This is a genomic window from Mesorhizobium sp. L-2-11 (genome assembly GCF_016756595.1).
Lineage (GTDB): Bacteria > Pseudomonadota > Alphaproteobacteria > Rhizobiales > Rhizobiaceae > Mesorhizobium.
On record NZ_AP023258.1, the window covers coordinates 95,408 to 111,303 of the forward strand.

Below are 15,896 nucleotides of genomic sequence, written 5' to 3' on the forward strand. Positions count from 1 at the left end.
GATCTGCGAGCGGGCATTTTTCATCCTTTCCCTCTTCCCCTTTTTTGAAGCTTCCTTCCCTCACACTGGGAACACACGGCCATTACGACATTCAGCTGCGCCTCATGTACAGATGGCAGCGAAAAGTGTGATCTCGCTCAATGCCTTCGGTGGGCCGACAACTGAGGCACGACACCAAGTTCTTGTGGAGTATCTGACGAAGCCATTCTGGCATCACAATAGTGCTCCACGGTTCGGCATATTTCAGGCTTTGATCCCAAGGTCGTTCATGAGCTTCGTTGTCTTCATCATCATCTTTCTTTTCTTTGGGGCCGCCGCGTCAGCGCAGCCCTGGCAAAGCGCCGATCCGGCTGGTCCGTCGAAGGGTTGAAAGCGGCGCAGACGTACGCCACTAGCTTGAAACCTACCGCGGTCATGGTGTTGCAGGACGGAAGGGTAATCGCCAGTTGGGGCGACGTGTCACGCAAGGTGAATGTCGCATCCATCCGCAAGAGCCTGTTGAGCTTCGGCGATCGGCATCGACCTGCTCTTCGCGGCGAGCGCCTCCTCGACCTCCTCAAGCTGCCGGCGCTTGTCGGCGAGTTCGCCAGCAAAGGCGAATTCGGCCTCCCCATTACGCGACTGGTATGAGGCAAGCCTGCGGCGCGCATCGGCAAGACGCTGGCGATAGCGCTCCTGTTCGCCCTCGAAACCGTCGAGCGCGTTCTCGAGCCGGGAGACGGCTCCAAGCGGCGTAACCGTCACCGCAAGATCGTATTGCGCATCAGCATTGTGGTGTAGCGATAGCTATCCTTGCCGAAGCGCTCGCCGGAATATTCCAGTTCGAAGCCGCCAAGCGAGGCGATGACGGTATCGTCCTCGTGCTGAAGCTGCACCAAAGTCAGGATCTCCTTCATGAGCGCCCTGCCCGCCTCCTTGCGTTCGGTGTACGCCCTGCCCACGACGCTTATGGCGAAGGCATCGCCTGCGGTCGGAACGAACCGCTCGATGTCCTTACCGATCTCGGCAATTCGCCGGGTCGAGTATTCGATGGCGCGTTCGGCATCGCGGATCTGGCGACGCACGGCGTGCTGGTCGTCGATATGAGCGGCGCGTAGACGCTCCAGCCGGGCAATGTCGGCTTCGAGCCCAGCCTTCTGCATCAGGCGTTGATCACCGGAGGCAATGGCCTTGGCCATGGCGAACTGGCTGGCTTGGCCCTCACCCATATCCTCCAGCCGCCGAATGGACGTGTCGCCGGAAAGTGCTGCGGCAATGAAGCGGGCCTTGCGCTCGTTGTTCTGCCACATGGTCGCATCGAGCGAACCCTCGGTGGCGTAGGCGAAGACATCGACCATATCGTTTTGGTTGCCCTGGCGCACGATGCGGCCTTCGCGCTGCTCAATCTGGGAGGGCAGCCAGGGCACGTCGAGGTGATGGAGCGCTTTCAGCCGGAGCTGAGCGTTGACGCCTGTCCCCATGGTTTCCGACGATCCGATCAGGACGCGAACCTTTCCGGCACGGACATCGCCGAAGAGCCTCTGCTTGGCTTCGGTCTTCTTGTAATCCTGCATGAAGGCAATTTCGTTCGCCGGCACGCCCATGCGGACCAATTCGTCACGTACCCAGCGGTAGGCGGAAAATCCTCTCGTCTTCTCGACGCTGATCGTGCCGAGATCACTGAAGATCATCTGAGCCGCACCAGGCAGTTCGTAGAGATTGCCGTCCGGCCGGACATAGGCGTTCTCCTCCGTCTCCTTCCAGATGCGGAAAGCATTCGAGATGAGATTGTTGAGCTTGTTGTCCGGCTCATTGTCATTGTCGGCATCGACCAGACGCAGGTCGATCGCCGCATGACGACCGTCCGTGATGACCGAGAGCAGGATGTCGTCGCCCGGCTCCGGCGGCCTTTCGCGCTCTTCTATGGCCTTGATCCGGGCATCGAGCACCAGCTGGTAGCGCTTGAACGCCTGCGTCGGCTTCGAGGTGAGGATCTGCCGCCTGCCGGTCGAGATCGCCGGCACCTTCACATACTGGCGCAGGTCCTCCGGCATCACGACGTCCGCGAAGGAGCGGAACATCGCGATCAGTTCGGGCACGTTGACGAAGCTGGCAAAGCGAGAAACCGGCTTGTATTTGCCGGACGGCTGAAGCTCGAGCTCAGTCGTCGTATCGCCGAAGGTCGACGCCCAGGCGTCGAACTCGTGCAGGCCGCGCTCCATCAGGGCCACATGGTCCATAAGCCGCTGGACCGTGAACATCTCGCCGAGCGTATTGGTGATCGGCGTGCCGGAGGCGAGCACGAGCGCCCGGCCCGGGTTCTTTGTCTCGATGAAGCGGGACTTTACGTAGAGATCCCACGCCCGTTGCGAGCCGTTCGGATCGACACCTTTCAGCGTCGACATGTTCGTCGCAAAGGAGAGCTTCCTGAACTCCTGGGCCTCGTCGACCATGATCTGGTCGACGCCGATCTCGGCAATGGTGAGCAGGTCGTCCTTGCGGGTGGAGAGCGCCTCCAGTCGTTCCTGCAAGCCCTCCTTCAGCCGTTCGAGGCGCTTGCGCGACACACGGTCCTCGTCGTCGACGTCGAGCAGGAGCTTTTCGTAGAGCTCGACCTCGTCGTGGATCATTTGCTGTTCGAAGGCCGACGGGACGCCGATGAACTTGAAGGCCGAATGGGTGATGATGATTGCGTCCCAGGTCGCCGTCGCCGCCCGCGACAGGAACCGCGCCCGCTTGTCCTTGGTGAAGTTCGTCTCGTCGGCGACAAGGATCCGGGCATTCGGATAAAGCGCGAGGAATTCGCGCGCCGCTTGCGCGAGGCAATGACCGGGCACGACCTGCATCGCCATGGAGATCAGACCGAGCCGGCGCTGCTCCATGATAGCGGCCGCCATCGTCATCGTCTTGCCGGCGCCGACGGCATGGGCAAGGTAGGTCGAGCCCGAGGCAATGATGCGCCAGATGCCGCGCTTCTGGTGGCCGTAAAGAGAAAAGGCGCCAGAGGCGCCCGGAAGTTGCAGATGGTCCCCATTGAATCTTCGCGGGGCAATGTTGTTGAAGCGATCATTGTAGACCCGCGCCAGCCGATCGGTCCGGTCGGGATCGGACCAGATCCAGTTCTGGAAGGCGGTCTTGATCTTCTGCAGCTTCTCCTTGGCGGCCTCGGTATCGACGACATTGAGCACGCGGCGCTCGCTGTCACCCTCCTTGATCGTATCGAAGATCTGCGGCACGCGGCTGTTGAGGGCATCGGCGAGCAGTTCGCCGGCATGGCGGCGGCCCGTGCCCCACTCGGACGTACCGACCGCGAGATAGGCGAGCTGACGTGCCTCGACCGTCCACGACGCCAGTTCCGGCATATGGTGGATCCTGATGTCGGCGTTCATGGTCTCCTTGACGAAGGCAACAACATCGGCGGCGGGAATCCACGGTGCGCCGAGCCGCGCGGTAATGTCCGAGGGCTGGAGATCGGCGGGCTGCACGCCCTGCAGAGCCGTGACGTTGCGCTCATAGGCGGGATCGAGCGCGGCGGCGGCCTCCGCGACCTTCAGCTTGTCGCGGACATAGCCGGACAGGTAGGCGTCGGCCGTCTGCCAGGAGCCGTCGGACGGATCGCGGAAAATGGCGCTGCCGAGTTCGGCAACGACATCATCAGGATCACGATGCAGCAGCTCGGCGATATGGTCGAGATCGACACGACCGCGTTCGTTGAGCACGACGGCAAGCGCATCGGCAGCCGAGGCGATGACCGGTGGTGCAGGCGGCGATATTACCCGTTCGGTGAAGATCGGGCCGGGCCGGGCCGTGTCGTTTTCGAGGTCATAGTCCTCGATCGACGCCACCAGCCAGCAATCGGGGTCATCGGCAAACGGCTGAAGGTTCGGTCGCCGATGGCTTTCGCGCACGTCACCGGTCTCGGTCTCTTCGGCAACGGAGACGACCGTGGTGTTGATCGGCCCGAATTCGCGGACAAAGCTCGACCAGGCGATGCGCAGCCTGACCTGAAGGCCCTTCCATGGTTGGTCGAGCTCCTGGGCTTTCAGGACCTCACGAACGGCATCGCGTACAGGGATCAGCTTCTTGATAATCCGGACATGCTTTTCCGGGATGCCGTCGCCGCTGCGGCCCTTGCGGACCTTGATGGCGACAGGCTCACCGTCGATGACCTGCATGAGGCCTTTGGCGTTGTCGACGAAAAAGCTGCCCTCGCGTACGTGGCGATCCGAAGGCAGATCAACGACAGCTTGGTCATCTGTATCTTCGAGATCAAGATCGATCGGCGTGGGTTCGCCGTCGTAGCGGGCTTCCGGAAGGAGATTGAGAACGGCCGACAGCGCCGTGTTGAGCGCCTCACCCTTGCGAGGAAGGCAGGTATAGGTTTCGCCGAACGGTCCGGAGGTGAGCGCATGCGTGCCGAGGACGAAATCCGGATGGCGGGCGAACCAGCGATTGACGCGGATAGCGCCCTCATCGTCGGTCGCCGGCCTCACCTCCTCTATGTCGAGCCAGGACAGGTCGCCCTCCGGCTCGCCGATCTTGCGCTTGCGAAAAAAGAGGATGTCGACCACGACGTCCGTACCGGCGTCCGAGCGGAAGCTTCCTTCGGCCAGGCGGATCGCGGCGATCAGATCGGCCGTCTTCGCGATATGCTCCCGGGCGGTGCTATCAGCCTTATCAAGAGTGCCTGAGCTGGTGACGAAGGCAGCGAAGGCGCCCGGCTTCAGGAGATCGATCGACCGCGCGATGAAATAGTCGTGCAGCCGCAGGCCGAGCGAGCGATAGGCCCGATCGGAGCGCACCGTGCGATCCGAGAACGGCGGATTGCCGATAGCAAGATCGAAATATGCCGGCAGCTCGGTGCGGGCGAAGTCGCCCGTGAGGATGCGCGCCCGCGGCTGCAGCAGCCGGGCGATGCGCGTCGTGACCGGATCGAGCTCAACGCCCGTAACATGAGACACATCGCGCAGGATCTCCGGCATCAGCGCCGGAAACAGGCCCGTGCCGATGCCCGACTCCAGCACGCGGCCCCCGCGCCATCCGAGGCGCTGCAGCCCGATCCAGATCGCCCGGATGATGAACTCCGGCGTGAAATGCGCATACTGAGTGCCGCGGGCGAGCGAGGCGTAGTCCATCTCGCTGACGGCGTCCTCGAGCGCCGAGCCGATCTCATCCCAGCCTTCGCGGAAATCGACCTCGCCCGGACGGCGGAAGACGCCATTGGCGAGATCGGACGCGCCGAAGCCAGTGAAGCGGATCAGCCGTCCCTGCTCCTCCGGCGTGGCCGGGCGTTCCTCCGCCTCGATCTCAGCGGCCAGCCGGATTGCCGCAATGTTGTCCCGGGCGCGCTCTTTCCATCCGCGGGCAAGACTTCGCTCGGCCTCGAGATAGAAATTCTGGCCGCGTCGGGAACCAGAAGTGGTTCCCCGCCCGATGGTCTGTGCCGGCGCGCCGGGCGCCGGTGAGGACGGTGTGGGATCATCGTCGTCGTCATCCGCCGCGAAATCGCTGGCGATAGCCGTAACATCGAGGCCGAAGCCGGACGAAAGCGACGTGCCGCCGAACATATCGAGGGTGAAGGGGTCGTCATGCGACATGAGGTTTTCTCCTGAGTGAAGGCGCACGTCGACGTCCTGCTGGACCTGCTGGAGAGGTCCAGTCCGTAGGCGTGCGCGGATTGTGGGGATTGCGCTGATGCGGAGCCGATGGGCGCGGCTCACGGATAATCAGCCCGTTTAGATCACGTAGATCTGCATTTCGTTGCGTAGGCACACGATACGCAGTTGCACACAGCCGCGAGTGGCTTTGATCAAGGCGTCGAGGCTCTCGGCGTCGATGAAGTCGATCCCGTCATCGCCCCCGAAATGCTGGCGCTTGTAGAGCCAGTAGTCGGGATTGGTGGAAGGATTGCACTCGTCGGCATAGCAAACGAGAGCCCTCTGGCCCTCGGCGAGTATGCCGTTCGACAACAAATACACCCCCTCGTCGCCGACCAACCAGAGGCCAGGCTTTTCGCCCTCGCCGGGCCGGAGGCCGTAGTAGGGATTGCGGAAGCCGCCATTGGCAGCCGCATCGGCACGTCCGCGCGCGATGATCTCGCGCATCTTGTGCAGTGGGAAGGTGAACATCGTTCCACCTCACGCCGCGATGGGTTCGGGGAGATGGCGCAGATGTACAGGCAGCTTCGCCGCGATCTCATCATCAGTGAGATCTTCCAACAGCTTCAGCGTGGTGCCCCGGCGCCCGCCATAATAGAGCACGGTGCGCTTGCCACGATGCTCCGGCAGCCATTGATCACCAGCATAACCGCGATACTCGTCATGCGTCGCGCTCCAAATGTGCTCAAGTCGCTCGTTGTGCGTCATCGCCTTCACCGGCCAGGACTCGCGCTCAACGATGGCGTCGCGCATCTCGACCGGCGATCTGGTGACATTCAGATCGCAATAGGCGTGGAAGTAGCGCGTCCTGCCGTCGATGCGCAGCGTGTAGAAGACGCTGATGATCGAGTCGGTGAGGAATTCGCGCAGCGCGAACATCTCGCCCCGCATCCACAGCGGCGGCAGGATCTTCAACATGTAGTCATGCTCGACACGACCCACTTCAAACCATTCCCCTGCATAGAGGGGGCCGGCATCGCCTTCGAAACGATTGGGCCGTTGGGCATGACGGTCAAACATGCGGAACATCTGCCGACGGTCGGCGATGCCCTGGTAAACCTTGCGGATGGAAGAGAGGGTCATTGGCGGGCTCCTTCAGCCTCGTCGGGCCGTAGCGCGGTCATCCCTCGCGGATCACCATCATCTTCAGCCCTTCCTGACCCTCCTCCGCAGCCGCCTCTCCGTCCGGCCGCGTCAAGGGCCGCGGAACGCGGGCGAAGCTTCACCCTTGACGCGACCGGCGGGCATGCGGCAGCCAGGTTTCATTTGTTCTTCCCATTTCTTCCCTCCCCCTCCCCAGTTTGGCCGCACGTACCGGCTGTCATGCGCGGATGAAACACACTCTCGCCATTGCGCTCGTTTGCCTCGGAACGATCCCCGCCATCGCCGCCGAGCCGGAATCCCCCGACAGGATCGATCCGCTCTTCGACTGCTCGATCCCCGAGACATTCGCTTCTCGCCTGGCCGGATTATTCTGGGACCAGAAGGAAAGCGAGGAAAGCCGGCTGGTTCTGCGCCTGACCGGCGGCGAGCTAGTCGAGACCCGAAAGCTGACAATGTGCGGCGAACCGCTGACCGTTGAGTTCATCTCCGGCCAGATGCACACGAGAGAAGAGCTCGAGAAGCTCCACTCGAACAATCTCGAATGGTTCCGCGGCAAGTTTCCCGGCTTACAGGGAACCTATGCCGACGAACGCACGGGCGAGATCGTGCTGGAGATCTACACGGCGGAAGCGGGGGGCGTGGATGTCGAGGCTCTCAGGCGAGAGTCCGAATCCCGGCTGGGCGCACCGCTGCGGGTGGCGATGACCATGGCAAAGCTCGTGCCGGCGATCCTCAATCCGGTGCCAGCAATGGAGTAAGCGGCGGCGATCGGCTCGATCATGCGGATGCCGCCTGCAGCATCGCGTTCCAGTCCTCGGCGACCGGCTTCAATCGCTCGAAGTCGCAGGAGAGTTCGTCGGCAAGTTCACGCAGCCGCGACACGAACGCGTCACCCTGCGGGTTGGCGTCGGTGGCAGCGACAAGGCGTACGTGCGGCCGCTCTGCCAGCAAGCGAATGGCGGCGTTGGTGGCGGGTGACCAGCCGCCGCCGGTACTGACATAGAGCGTGTCGCGCCGGATCCGTTCGATCGCGGCCAGGCTCATGGCGTCGATCGCCGCTTCGGTGACGCAGATGCGGGTGGCTGTCATCGTCCCGAACCGGAACAACACCTTGCCGCCTCCGGCCGCAAAACCACGCCATTCCGGGCCGCGCTCCTCCCAGCCGGTGACGATACCGGCCGCGTCGGTGTGCGCGGCCCACATGCTGCCGCGCGGCCCTTCTCTCAGCACGTTCTGGGCAATGGCGGCGCGGATGACCTGCTCGGGGATATGCCGCTCGTCGCGCAGATAGCGCCAGGTCGCCGATCCACGCCAGGGCTTGCGTCGCACAGCCCATCGTTCCGGGATCGACCTGTCGGGTTCGGTCTCCCGGGACTGCCGTTTCCATTCAGGCCCGCTCGGCTCGAAACCGACCAGGGACGCCACCTGCACGAACGCTTCTACGAAATCGCCGCCGTCCAGGTGCTGCACCAGCGAGTAGACATCACCCTTGGCGTCCGAGAGCGGATCGAACCAGCCCTTGCCGTCATGGATGACGATGATGATGTCGTCGCCCCGCCGGTACTTCACCGCCTTGCGGGTGCTCTCCTTGAGGTCGATAGCAAAGCCGCCGGTCTCCAGTACGGCCGCACAACCAACCCGGCCGCGCAGCTCTTCTATGTCCGCTTTTTCCATTCTTCTCTCCCGGCCACCTTTCGGCCGGCCTTTCTCCAAGTCTATCTCTTCCACATAAATCGCGGAACACTCCGCGACCGCCGCGAAGAGCAAAGGGCGCAAGGGCGCGGCTTCCGCCGCGGCGTAGCCTCCCTTGCGGCCTGCCGCTCGCAAGCGGCACGCCGGACGGCAAAGCCGGTTCAATGAACCGGCCGTCCTCCTGCATAGGGGCAGTACTCGAAGAGTGCCTCGACCTCGTCGTCGTCGAGGTCGTCGGCGGGAAGAACGCCGTATTCGTCGCCGGAGCGGAAGAGCGTGATCGGGACCATGAGGGTGCGGGCGAGGTGGAAGGCGTGGTTTTGGGCGAGGGAAAGATCTTGCGACATCTGAGGGCTCCATCTTTGGAGCGGGCCAATTCCCGCTCGATGGTTCCTCAAAGGTCGGGCTCCGGGCGCGATCACCGCAGAGGCGAAGCCGGCGCGGCCGCAGCTTGCTAGATCCCATGGGTGGAGGGCGGCCGGCGTTTTTGCAGAATGAGGCTGCTTGATTCATCCCACTCATTCTGAAGGCGACCATGCATATGATAGACCAACCCGTAAGGCCGACCGCCATCCGCACTGATCTCGGCGCAATATTCGTTTCGTTGGAACTCAGCCGATCAACCTGGCTGGTAACCTCGTTGTCGCCGGCGAACGGAGAGAAGATGTCAAAGCATTCCGTACGAGCTGGCGATACAGCCGGGCTGTTCGCGCGATTCACGCACCTGCGTGAGAAATGCCGCCAAAGAACCGGCTACAGCTTTCCGATCATCACCGTTCAGGAGGCCGGTCTCGACGGCTTCTGGCTTCATCGCGTGCTGGAAAAGGAAGGCGTCGAGAGCAATGTCGTTGACCCGGCATCGATCTCAACATCACGCCGGCGCCGGCGGGCCAAAACTGACCGTATTGACGGTGAAACGTTGCTGCGGACCTTAATGGCCTACAAAAGAGGAGAGCCTCGCGTGTGTGCAATGGTGCGGCCTCCATCGCCCGAAGAAGAAGATCGTCGTCGAATTTCCCGCGAGCGCAAGGTGTTGACTGGTGAGCGTGTTACCCACGTCAACCGCATCAAAGGGCTGCTATTCGCCCAAGGGATTTCGAACTACGAACCGCTGCACAAGGATCGCCGACGACGGCTTGAAGAGCTCAAGACGGGTGACGGACGTGCATTGCCTTCCCATATAAAAAGCCAGCTTTACCGGGAGTTGGATCGGCTTGAGCTCTTGCTCGAACAGATCAAGGCAGTCGAGGCCGAACGCGACGCACTTATTGCAGCACAAGCCACAAACGCAACACCGGCACCCGTCAAGATGCTGCTGAATATTAAGGGGATCGGAGCCGAATTTGCCACCGTTTTATGGGCGGAAGGCCTGTTTCGGCACTTTGATAACCGTCGTCAGGTTGCCTCTTATGCCGGCCTTGCGCCGACACCTTGGCAGAGCGGCTCCGTCGACCGGGAGCAAGGAGTGTCAAAGGCAGGCAATCCAAGGCTCCGAGTGACGCTCGTTCAGATGGCCTGGCTGTGGCTGCGACATCAGCCTCGCTCGGCACTGGCTCGATGGTTCACGGAACGCGTTCATCGCAATCAGGGGCGCTTTAAGAAGTCAACAATCGTAGCGCTGGCGCGCAAGCTACTGGTTGCTTTGTGGAAGTACGCAACCTCGGGCGTTGTCATTGAAGGCGCGATGATGAAGGACGCCTGACTGCTTCGCTAATCCCTCTGGAAATCTACCAGGGCCTGATCAGTCCTGGCGGATCCAGGCCGACGAACCGTGGGTCCGCATGGCGCAATGCCGTTTTGCTAGAATGGTCTCGTCGTCCTGAGCTTTGCCCGCCGCAAGCGGGATATTGGTGCAGCCGCATTTCAACGGCGACCGGATGTGAGGTTGATTAGGCTCAGCGATGAGCCGTGTCATGCAGTTTGGCTCAGAACCTGGATACCGCTACGTTGGAGAATGCCTATGCGTTATGAATGATCACCTTGACACATACTTTCCCATGTGAGCGGACCCCTTCAGGGGTTGATCGGTAAGCGCGTAGGCGTCCCCACGTAGCGTGCAGGCGGTTGATCGCTCATTTTCAGCATGAATCATGCGGAGAATCCTATGAGCGACAGTATGAGCCATCATCGAACATTCGAGATTTTGACGGCGGAGCCTGTGCCGTCCCGACGCAAGCCGCGCCATCGGTCGGACGAAGAGAAGGCACGGCTTGTCGCCGAAGCGTTCTCGCCAGGGGGCAATGTCTCGGCGGTTGCGCGTTCCGAGGGGCTGGACCCCTCGCAGCTCTATGCGTGGCGCCGCAAGGCGCTTTCGTCGGGCATGGTTGCGCCACTGACGGAGGGAGCGAGCAAGCCGGCGAAGTTCACGCGCTTTGAAGCGGTGGGCAGCGACACGGTGGAAATCGTCATTGGCGACGCAGTGGTGCGCGCCGGCGGCGATGTCGATCCCGATCGCCTGGCGAGGATCATCCGCGCGGTTCGTAAGGCATGATCGCTTCCGGTGTGGTGGTTTACGTGTCGTGCCAGCCGGTCGACTTCCGCAAGGGCGCGGCATCTTTGATGGCGCTGGTCAGGGATGGCGGCCTGGACCCATTCTCGGGGGCACTTCACGTATTCCGTTCGAAGCGTGCGGACCGGGTTCGCATCGTGTGGTGGGACGGCAGCGGGGTTTGTCTTTATTCGAAGACTCTGGAAGATCACAGCTTCTGCTGGCCGGGGATATCGGCCGCGCGCATGCGTCTCGACCACGCCCAGTTGATGGCGCTTCTGGCCGGACTGGACTGGAAAAAGATTCGTCCGGCCAGGGTCAGGCGGCCGTTATCGACGGGCTGAAACCGGCCTGCGGCAAGATGAATCATGCGGCTGGAACGGTTGGGAAAGCGGCTGTTTTTGTGCTCTGTTGCTTGCCATGGTTCTACCGGGTCTTGCCCTTCCCGACGACGTTGATGCGCTGAAGGCGATGATCCTTTCCATGGCTCGCGAGCAGGCTGCAAGCGAGGCCCGGATCGCAGTCGCCGACGCTCGGATCGCAGCATCTGAGGCGGAGGTCGCCCGGCTGAAAGCTGTCGAGAAAAGCGCCAGCGAGCGGATCGCCAATCTCACGTCAATCCTGAAAGTTTTACAGCGCACGCAACATGGCACGCGTTCCGAGCGGCTACGCCTGGCCATCGACGACGAGCAGGCCTCCTTTGCCTTCGAAGAGGTCGAGACCGGCCTTTCGGAAATCCGGAGCGAACTCGACCGCGCGGTCGGGAACAAGCCGAAGCGCGCCCCGCGTCCGCGCAAGGGCTTTGCTGCCCACCTCGAACGCATCGAGGAGGTCGTCGAGCCGGAAATCCCGGCCGACTGCGAGGGGCTTGAAAAGGTTCTGATCGGCGAGGATCGATCCGAGCGGCTGGACGTCGTGCCGCCGAAGTTCCAGGTCATCGTCACGCGCCGTCCCAAATACGCCTTCCGGGGCCGTGACGGCGTGGTCCAGGCTCTGGCGCCGGCGCACATCATCGAAAGCGGGCTGCCGACGGAGCGGCTGCTCGCCTATATCGCCGTCTCCAAATACGCCGACGGCCTCCCGCTTTATCGGCAGGAGGCGATCTATCTGCGCGACGGCGTCGAGATCAGCCGGTCGTTGATGGCGCAGTGGATGGGGCATCTGGGCTTCGAGCTGCAGATGCTTGCTGATTACATACTGGAGCGCATCAAGGAGGGCGAAAGGGTCTTCGCCGACGAGACGACCTTGCCCACCCTTGCCCCTGGTTCCGGGAAAACCACGAAAGCCTGGTTGTGGGCCTACGCACGGGATGACCGACCCTATGGCGGAACCAGTCCGCCAATGGTTGCCTATCGTTTTGAAGACAGCAGAGGTGCGGATTGCGTGGCGCGCCACCTCGCCGGATTCAGCGGTATCCTGCAAGTGGATGGCTACTCGGCCTATACCAACCTGGTCAAGGCACGGGCCAAAGCCGGCAGCAATGAAACAATCCGGCTCGCCGGGTGCTGGGCTCACCTGCGGCGCAAATTCTACGACCTGCACATCAGCGGGGTCTCGCAGGCCGCGACGGATTCGATCATCGCCATGACCGAATTGTGGAAGGTCGAGGACGAGGTCCGCGGCAAGGATGCCGGAAGCCGCGCCGCGCTACGTCAGGAAAAGTCCGTGGCCATTGTCGCGAGCCTCTTCGATCTATGGGAAGCGGAACTGGGCAAGGTCTCCGGAAAATCCAAGACCGCCGAGGCGATCCGCTACGCGCTCACCCGGCGGGAGGCGCTGGAACGCTTTCTGATGGACGGTCGCATCGAAATCGACTCCAATATCGTCGAGCGTGCAATCAGGCCCCAGACGATCACGCGAAAGAATAGTCTATTCGCCGGCAGCCACGGCGGTGGACGAACCTGGGCGACGGTAGCCACCTTGCTGCAAACCTGCAAAATGAACAGCGTCGATCCGCTCGACTGGCTCTCGCAGACCTTGACCCGCATCGCTCAAGGCTGGCCGGCATCCGAAATCGAAATGCTCATGCCTTGGAACTTTAGGCCTGACGTTATCGGCTGACCGCTTACGTTGATCGTGGAAGATCCGGAGCTGGACCAGGAAGCCATCTCAAGAGAGCGGGACTGGGCTGCTCGCCAGAGCCCGCGTGCAGCCCGATCGGCTCGCACATTGAACACGAGCTGGACTTGACAGATTTCGCGGCGAGAGGCCCCTTTCCATAAGACGTTCGAGGTCCGAGGCGGGACACGCGCAGCAGTCGCCCGCAGTCCAAGCCGAGCGGTTGTAGTTGTCTTCGACATGCATTGCGAATGGCACGATCGAGCCATTGCGGACATCAGCGGATTTGATGCTTCGGCCATTCCGGCTCGACCGGCCGGAATAGCCAGCCCCCGCCGCAGAGCGCCGCCAGATAAACAACCGCTACGGTCCCGAATAGACCCTTCGCGCCGAGCGCATCCATCATGCCGCCGGCGACCGCGGGGCCGATAATGGCAGCCAGAGCATAGACAGCGGCAAGCGCGGCGATCGCCGCCGTCAGCATCCCGGCCTGGAAGCGGTCGCCAATCAGCGCGAGCGCGGCGGTGTAGAGCCCATAGTTCGCGCCGCCCCAGACAAGCATCAGCCCGGCCACGGGCCAGAACCCCATCCCTGATCCGGAGATCAGCGGCAGGGTGCAGGCGAGCGATAGGCCGCAGCAACCAAGCACCGTGCGGCGGCGGCCAGCCCTGTCCAGCGCCAGCCCGATCAGCGGCTGCCCGATTACCAGGCCGATATGAAACACCGTGGCGAGCAGCACTGCCTGCGAGACGTCGAAACCGCGATCGAGCATGATGACCGGCATGAGGCTGATGGCGACAGCATCAACCATCGACGCGATGAAGAGAAAGCCGAAGGCCAAGGGAAAGGCTGCGATTGCAGGCAGGATGTGGCGCGCCGATCCCGGCACGACCAAGCGGCTCACCGGCCGTTCCACCGCGGCGAACGGGATCAGCGCCATCAGCGCTATCGCAGCGCAGCCGAGGAGAAGCGCGGCCGGACGGTCGGGCATCAGCGCGATCATCGCCGGACCGAGCACGAAACCAAGGGCGCTGGCGGCGGTATAGACGCCCATGATCCGGCCGCGCCGCACTGGCGCTGCGGCGGCGTTCAGCGCCGTTTCGGCGACAATGAACATGAGACCCGCACCGCAACCCAGAACCAGGCGCGCCGCGAAGACGGGCCAGAAGTCGCGCAGGAGGGCCAACGCAACGAGCGCCGCCGCCAGCAGCCCCACACCTGCCAGCGCCGTTCGACCCGCGCCCAACCGGCGGCCGAGGCCAGGCAGCAGCACCACGCCGGTCATGAGGCCGAGGCCGGTCGCTGCGGTGTTGATGCCAATGAGCGCGCCTGACACCTTATCCGAGAGCAAGAGACCCAGAAGCGGATAGGTGGTGCCCATCGCGAAGCCGTAGATCGTCACGCCCAGAATCAGAGCGACGATCATCCGGGCTTCGGGGTTCTGCAGTCGGGTCATGGTATCCTCGCGGCGACGGGATGTTTGAGGACATGCCGCAAAACTACTTTTCGCTCAAACGACTTCTTTTGCCGCAAGCGAACGCTTTTGTTATGCTGATCTCATGCGCAAACTGCCGAACCTCAACGCCACCCGCGCCTTCGAGGCCGCTGCCCGGCATGGCAGCTTCGCTGCGGCGGCGCAGGAACTGGGCGTCAGCCATGCCGCCGTCAGCCGCCATGTCCGTAATCTGGAGATGGAATTGGGCGTGGAACTCTTTGAGCGCCACGCCCGCCACGTCGTCCTGACCGGCGACGGCAGCCTCTTCGCCCGCACCGTCGCCCGGTCCTTCGCCGATCTGGCGCTTGGCGTCGGACGTCTGAAGCGCGGCACGGCCAAGGGAACAGTGGTTCTGGATGTGGAATCCGATCTGGCGGTCTTGTGGCTTATGCCACGCCTGACGGCGCAGGCGCTGGACGCGCTGCGGCTCAACGTCGATCTACGGTGCCGCCCGGACCCTCCGCGCAGCCTGCCCGGCGATGTCGACCTGGTTTTGACCTGGGGACCGGCGGCCCTGATCGGCTTCCGCTCCGAACCCTTCCTTGACCTCAGTGCCTTCCCGGTCGCCTCGCCCGCATTGATCGCGAAAGGCCCCGATCCGGCCTCACCTGGTTTCTACGCTGCGCACAGGCTGATCCACGAGCGCGGGCTCTACTGGTGGCGGCGCTATTGCGAAGCGGCAGGCATCATGCTGGACGATCTCGACAGCCACCTGTTCTTCAATCGCATGCATCTGTGCATCGACGCGGCGCTGCGCGGTCTTGGCATTGCCATCGGCGACCATCTCTCCTGCGGCGAGCATCTGCGGTCGGGGCGTCTTGTTCAGCTTCCCGGCCCGGTGCTGCCAGGGCGAGAACAGTACCATCTGCTCACCCCTGACACGCCGCACCTGTCGCGGCCCGCGCGACAAATGCGCGACTGGTTGAGGAAGGGCAGCTCAGAAATGAAAGGGGAAGGCTGAAAGAACTCGGCCCACGTATGGTCTGTCTGCAACTCGGTCGTTTCGCATGGGAGCACTCGGTGGCCGCTCGCGACCCTGTGCTGCCCTTGATTGCTGCTGCTAGAAAGGTCGTGATCAAGCCCTATTCGACACGCTGAGACGCAAGTAACCGGTGGCGCTGAGAAAGGCGGGCGATCCAAATCCGCCACGGGATCCCCGCCGCATGCTCCTTGAGGATCGCGATGACTGCTCGTCGCTGACCGCCTGCGCTGGATCTGATCTTCCTTCTTCAACCCTTCAAGGCGGAAGACCCTGTTCGCAATAGTCAGGTTTATCGGGGATGATCACCACCGGTCGTGATTGCCGGAGTGTCGTGATGCGGCTAAAGCATATTTCGGTCGCGCTCGAAGATCAGACCCAGTGGTCGAACGGTCCGCTAAACTCACCGTCACCATCGTTCAAATGGGCGACCTTGCGCAGCGA

The 15,896-nt window shown here is 62.6% G+C and carries 11 protein-coding genes and 2 pseudogenes; 6 read left to right on the plus strand and 7 right to left on the minus strand.

Going from position 1 to position 15,896, the window contains the following annotated elements; all coding sequences use genetic code 11:
• Positions 1-459: 459 nt before the first annotated feature.
• From JG739_RS32015 to JG739_RS32025, 3 genes and pseudogenes are all read right to left on the minus strand, one after another.
• Positions 460-5,576 (minus strand): annotated as a pseudogene (locus JG739_RS32015) (lactate dehydrogenase).
• Positions 5,577-5,714: 138 nt separating this feature from the next.
• Positions 5,715-6,107, minus strand: coding sequence for a DUF3085 domain-containing protein (locus JG739_RS32020; RefSeq protein WP_202367794.1), 393 nt, complete (start codon positions 6,105-6,107; stop codon positions 5,715-5,717).
• Positions 6,108-6,116: 9 nt separating this feature from the next.
• A complete protein-coding gene (locus JG739_RS32025; protein ID WP_202367795.1) occupies positions 6,117-6,719 on the minus strand; it encodes a DUF1419 domain-containing protein in 603 nt (200 codons plus the stop codon).
• 248 nt (positions 6,720-6,967) lie between these two features.
• Here JG739_RS32025 and JG739_RS32030 point away from each other — a divergent pair, with 248 nt between their 5' ends.
• Positions 6,968-7,498, plus strand: coding sequence for a hypothetical protein (locus JG739_RS32030; RefSeq protein WP_202367796.1), 531 nt, complete (start codon positions 6,968-6,970; stop codon positions 7,496-7,498).
• A 19-nt stretch (positions 7,499-7,517) separates the two neighbouring features.
• Here JG739_RS32030 and JG739_RS32035 read toward each other — a convergent pair whose 3' ends face one another.
• Complete coding sequence (locus JG739_RS32035) at positions 7,518-8,414, minus strand: DUF3991 and toprim domain-containing protein (RefSeq protein ID WP_202367797.1); 897 nt, start codon at positions 8,412-8,414, stop codon at positions 7,518-7,520.
• A 179-nt stretch (positions 8,415-8,593) separates the two neighbouring features.
• Positions 8,594-8,779: a hypothetical protein gene (locus JG739_RS32040; protein WP_202367798.1), complete on the minus strand. Its 186-nt coding sequence runs from the start codon at positions 8,777-8,779 to the stop codon at positions 8,594-8,596.
• A gap of 194 nt (positions 8,780-8,973) precedes the next feature.
• Between JG739_RS32040 and JG739_RS32045 the strand changes: the two genes are divergently transcribed.
• The 4 genes from JG739_RS32045 to tnpC all read left to right on the plus strand — a co-directional run bounded on the left by JG739_RS32045 (position 8,974) and on the right by tnpC (position 12,981).
• Positions 8,974-10,134 (plus strand): IS110 family transposase, encoded by a 1,161-nt coding sequence (locus tag JG739_RS32045; protein ID WP_202367914.1) that lies wholly within the window; start codon positions 8,974-8,976, stop codon positions 10,132-10,134.
• 402 nt (positions 10,135-10,536) lie between these two features.
• Positions 10,537-10,923 (plus strand): transposase, encoded by a 387-nt coding sequence (locus JG739_RS32050; protein WP_183445375.1) that lies wholly within the window; start codon positions 10,537-10,539, stop codon positions 10,921-10,923.
• Entirely contained in the window at positions 10,920-11,264 is a 345-nt protein-coding gene (tnpB, locus tag JG739_RS32055; RefSeq protein ID WP_183445374.1) for an IS66 family insertion sequence element accessory protein TnpB, read from the plus strand. Before JG739_RS32050 ends, tnpB begins: the two co-directional genes overlap by 4 nt.
• Before the next feature lie 76 nt (positions 11,265-11,340).
• Complete coding sequence (tnpC, locus tag JG739_RS32060; RefSeq protein ID WP_183445373.1) at positions 11,341-12,981, plus strand: IS66 family transposase; 1,641 nt, start codon at positions 11,341-11,343, stop codon at positions 12,979-12,981.
• Between the two features lie 274 nt (positions 12,982-13,255).
• Here tnpC and JG739_RS36280 read toward each other — a convergent pair whose 3' ends face one another.
• Positions 13,256-13,894 carry an MFS transporter gene (locus JG739_RS36280; RefSeq protein ID WP_342216477.1) on the minus strand — a complete coding sequence of 213 codons (639 nt, stop codon included), beginning with the start codon at positions 13,892-13,894 and terminating at the stop codon, positions 13,256-13,258.
• A pseudogene (locus tag JG739_RS36285) lies at positions 13,883-14,443 on the minus strand (MFS transporter); the annotation flags it as partial. The pseudogene JG739_RS36285 and the gene JG739_RS36280, both read right to left, overlap by 12 nt.
• 94 nt (positions 14,444-14,537) lie before the next feature.
• Between JG739_RS36285 and JG739_RS32070 the strand changes: the two are divergent.
• Positions 14,538-15,434, plus strand: a complete 897-nt coding sequence (locus JG739_RS32070; protein WP_202367800.1) for a LysR substrate-binding domain-containing protein — start codon at positions 14,538-14,540, stop codon at positions 15,432-15,434.
• The last annotated feature ends 462 nt before the right edge of the window (positions 15,435-15,896 follow it).

Excerpts from the sequence above, each read along its gene's own strand:
- JG739_RS32030 (WP_202367796.1), top strand. The coding sequence starts at position 6,968 with ATGAAACACACTCTCGCCATTGCGCTCGTTTGCCTCGGAACGATCCCC.
- JG739_RS32040 (WP_202367798.1), bottom strand. The coding sequence starts at position 8,779 with ATGTCGCAAGATCTTTCCCTCGCCCAAAACCACGCCTTCCACCTCGCC.
- JG739_RS32025 (WP_202367795.1), bottom strand. The coding sequence starts at position 6,719 with ATGACCCTCTCTTCCATCCGCAAGGTTTACCAGGGCATCGCCGACCGT.
- JG739_RS32070 (WP_202367800.1), top strand. The coding sequence starts at position 14,538 with ATGCGCAAACTGCCGAACCTCAACGCCACCCGCGCCTTCGAGGCCGCT.
- JG739_RS32045 (WP_202367914.1), top strand. The coding sequence starts at position 8,974 with ATGATAGACCAACCCGTAAGGCCGACCGCCATCCGCACTGATCTCGGC.
- JG739_RS32050 (WP_183445375.1), top strand. The coding sequence starts at position 10,537 with ATGAGCGACAGTATGAGCCATCATCGAACATTCGAGATTTTGACGGCG.
- JG739_RS32035 (WP_202367797.1), bottom strand. The coding sequence starts at position 8,414 with ATGGAAAAAGCGGACATAGAAGAGCTGCGCGGCCGGGTTGGTTGTGCG.
- JG739_RS32020 (WP_202367794.1), bottom strand. The coding sequence starts at position 6,107 with ATGTTCACCTTCCCACTGCACAAGATGCGCGAGATCATCGCGCGCGGA.
- tnpC (WP_183445373.1), top strand. The coding sequence starts at position 11,341 with ATGGTTCTACCGGGTCTTGCCCTTCCCGACGACGTTGATGCGCTGAAG.
- tnpB (WP_183445374.1), top strand. The coding sequence starts at position 10,920 with ATGATCGCTTCCGGTGTGGTGGTTTACGTGTCGTGCCAGCCGGTCGAC.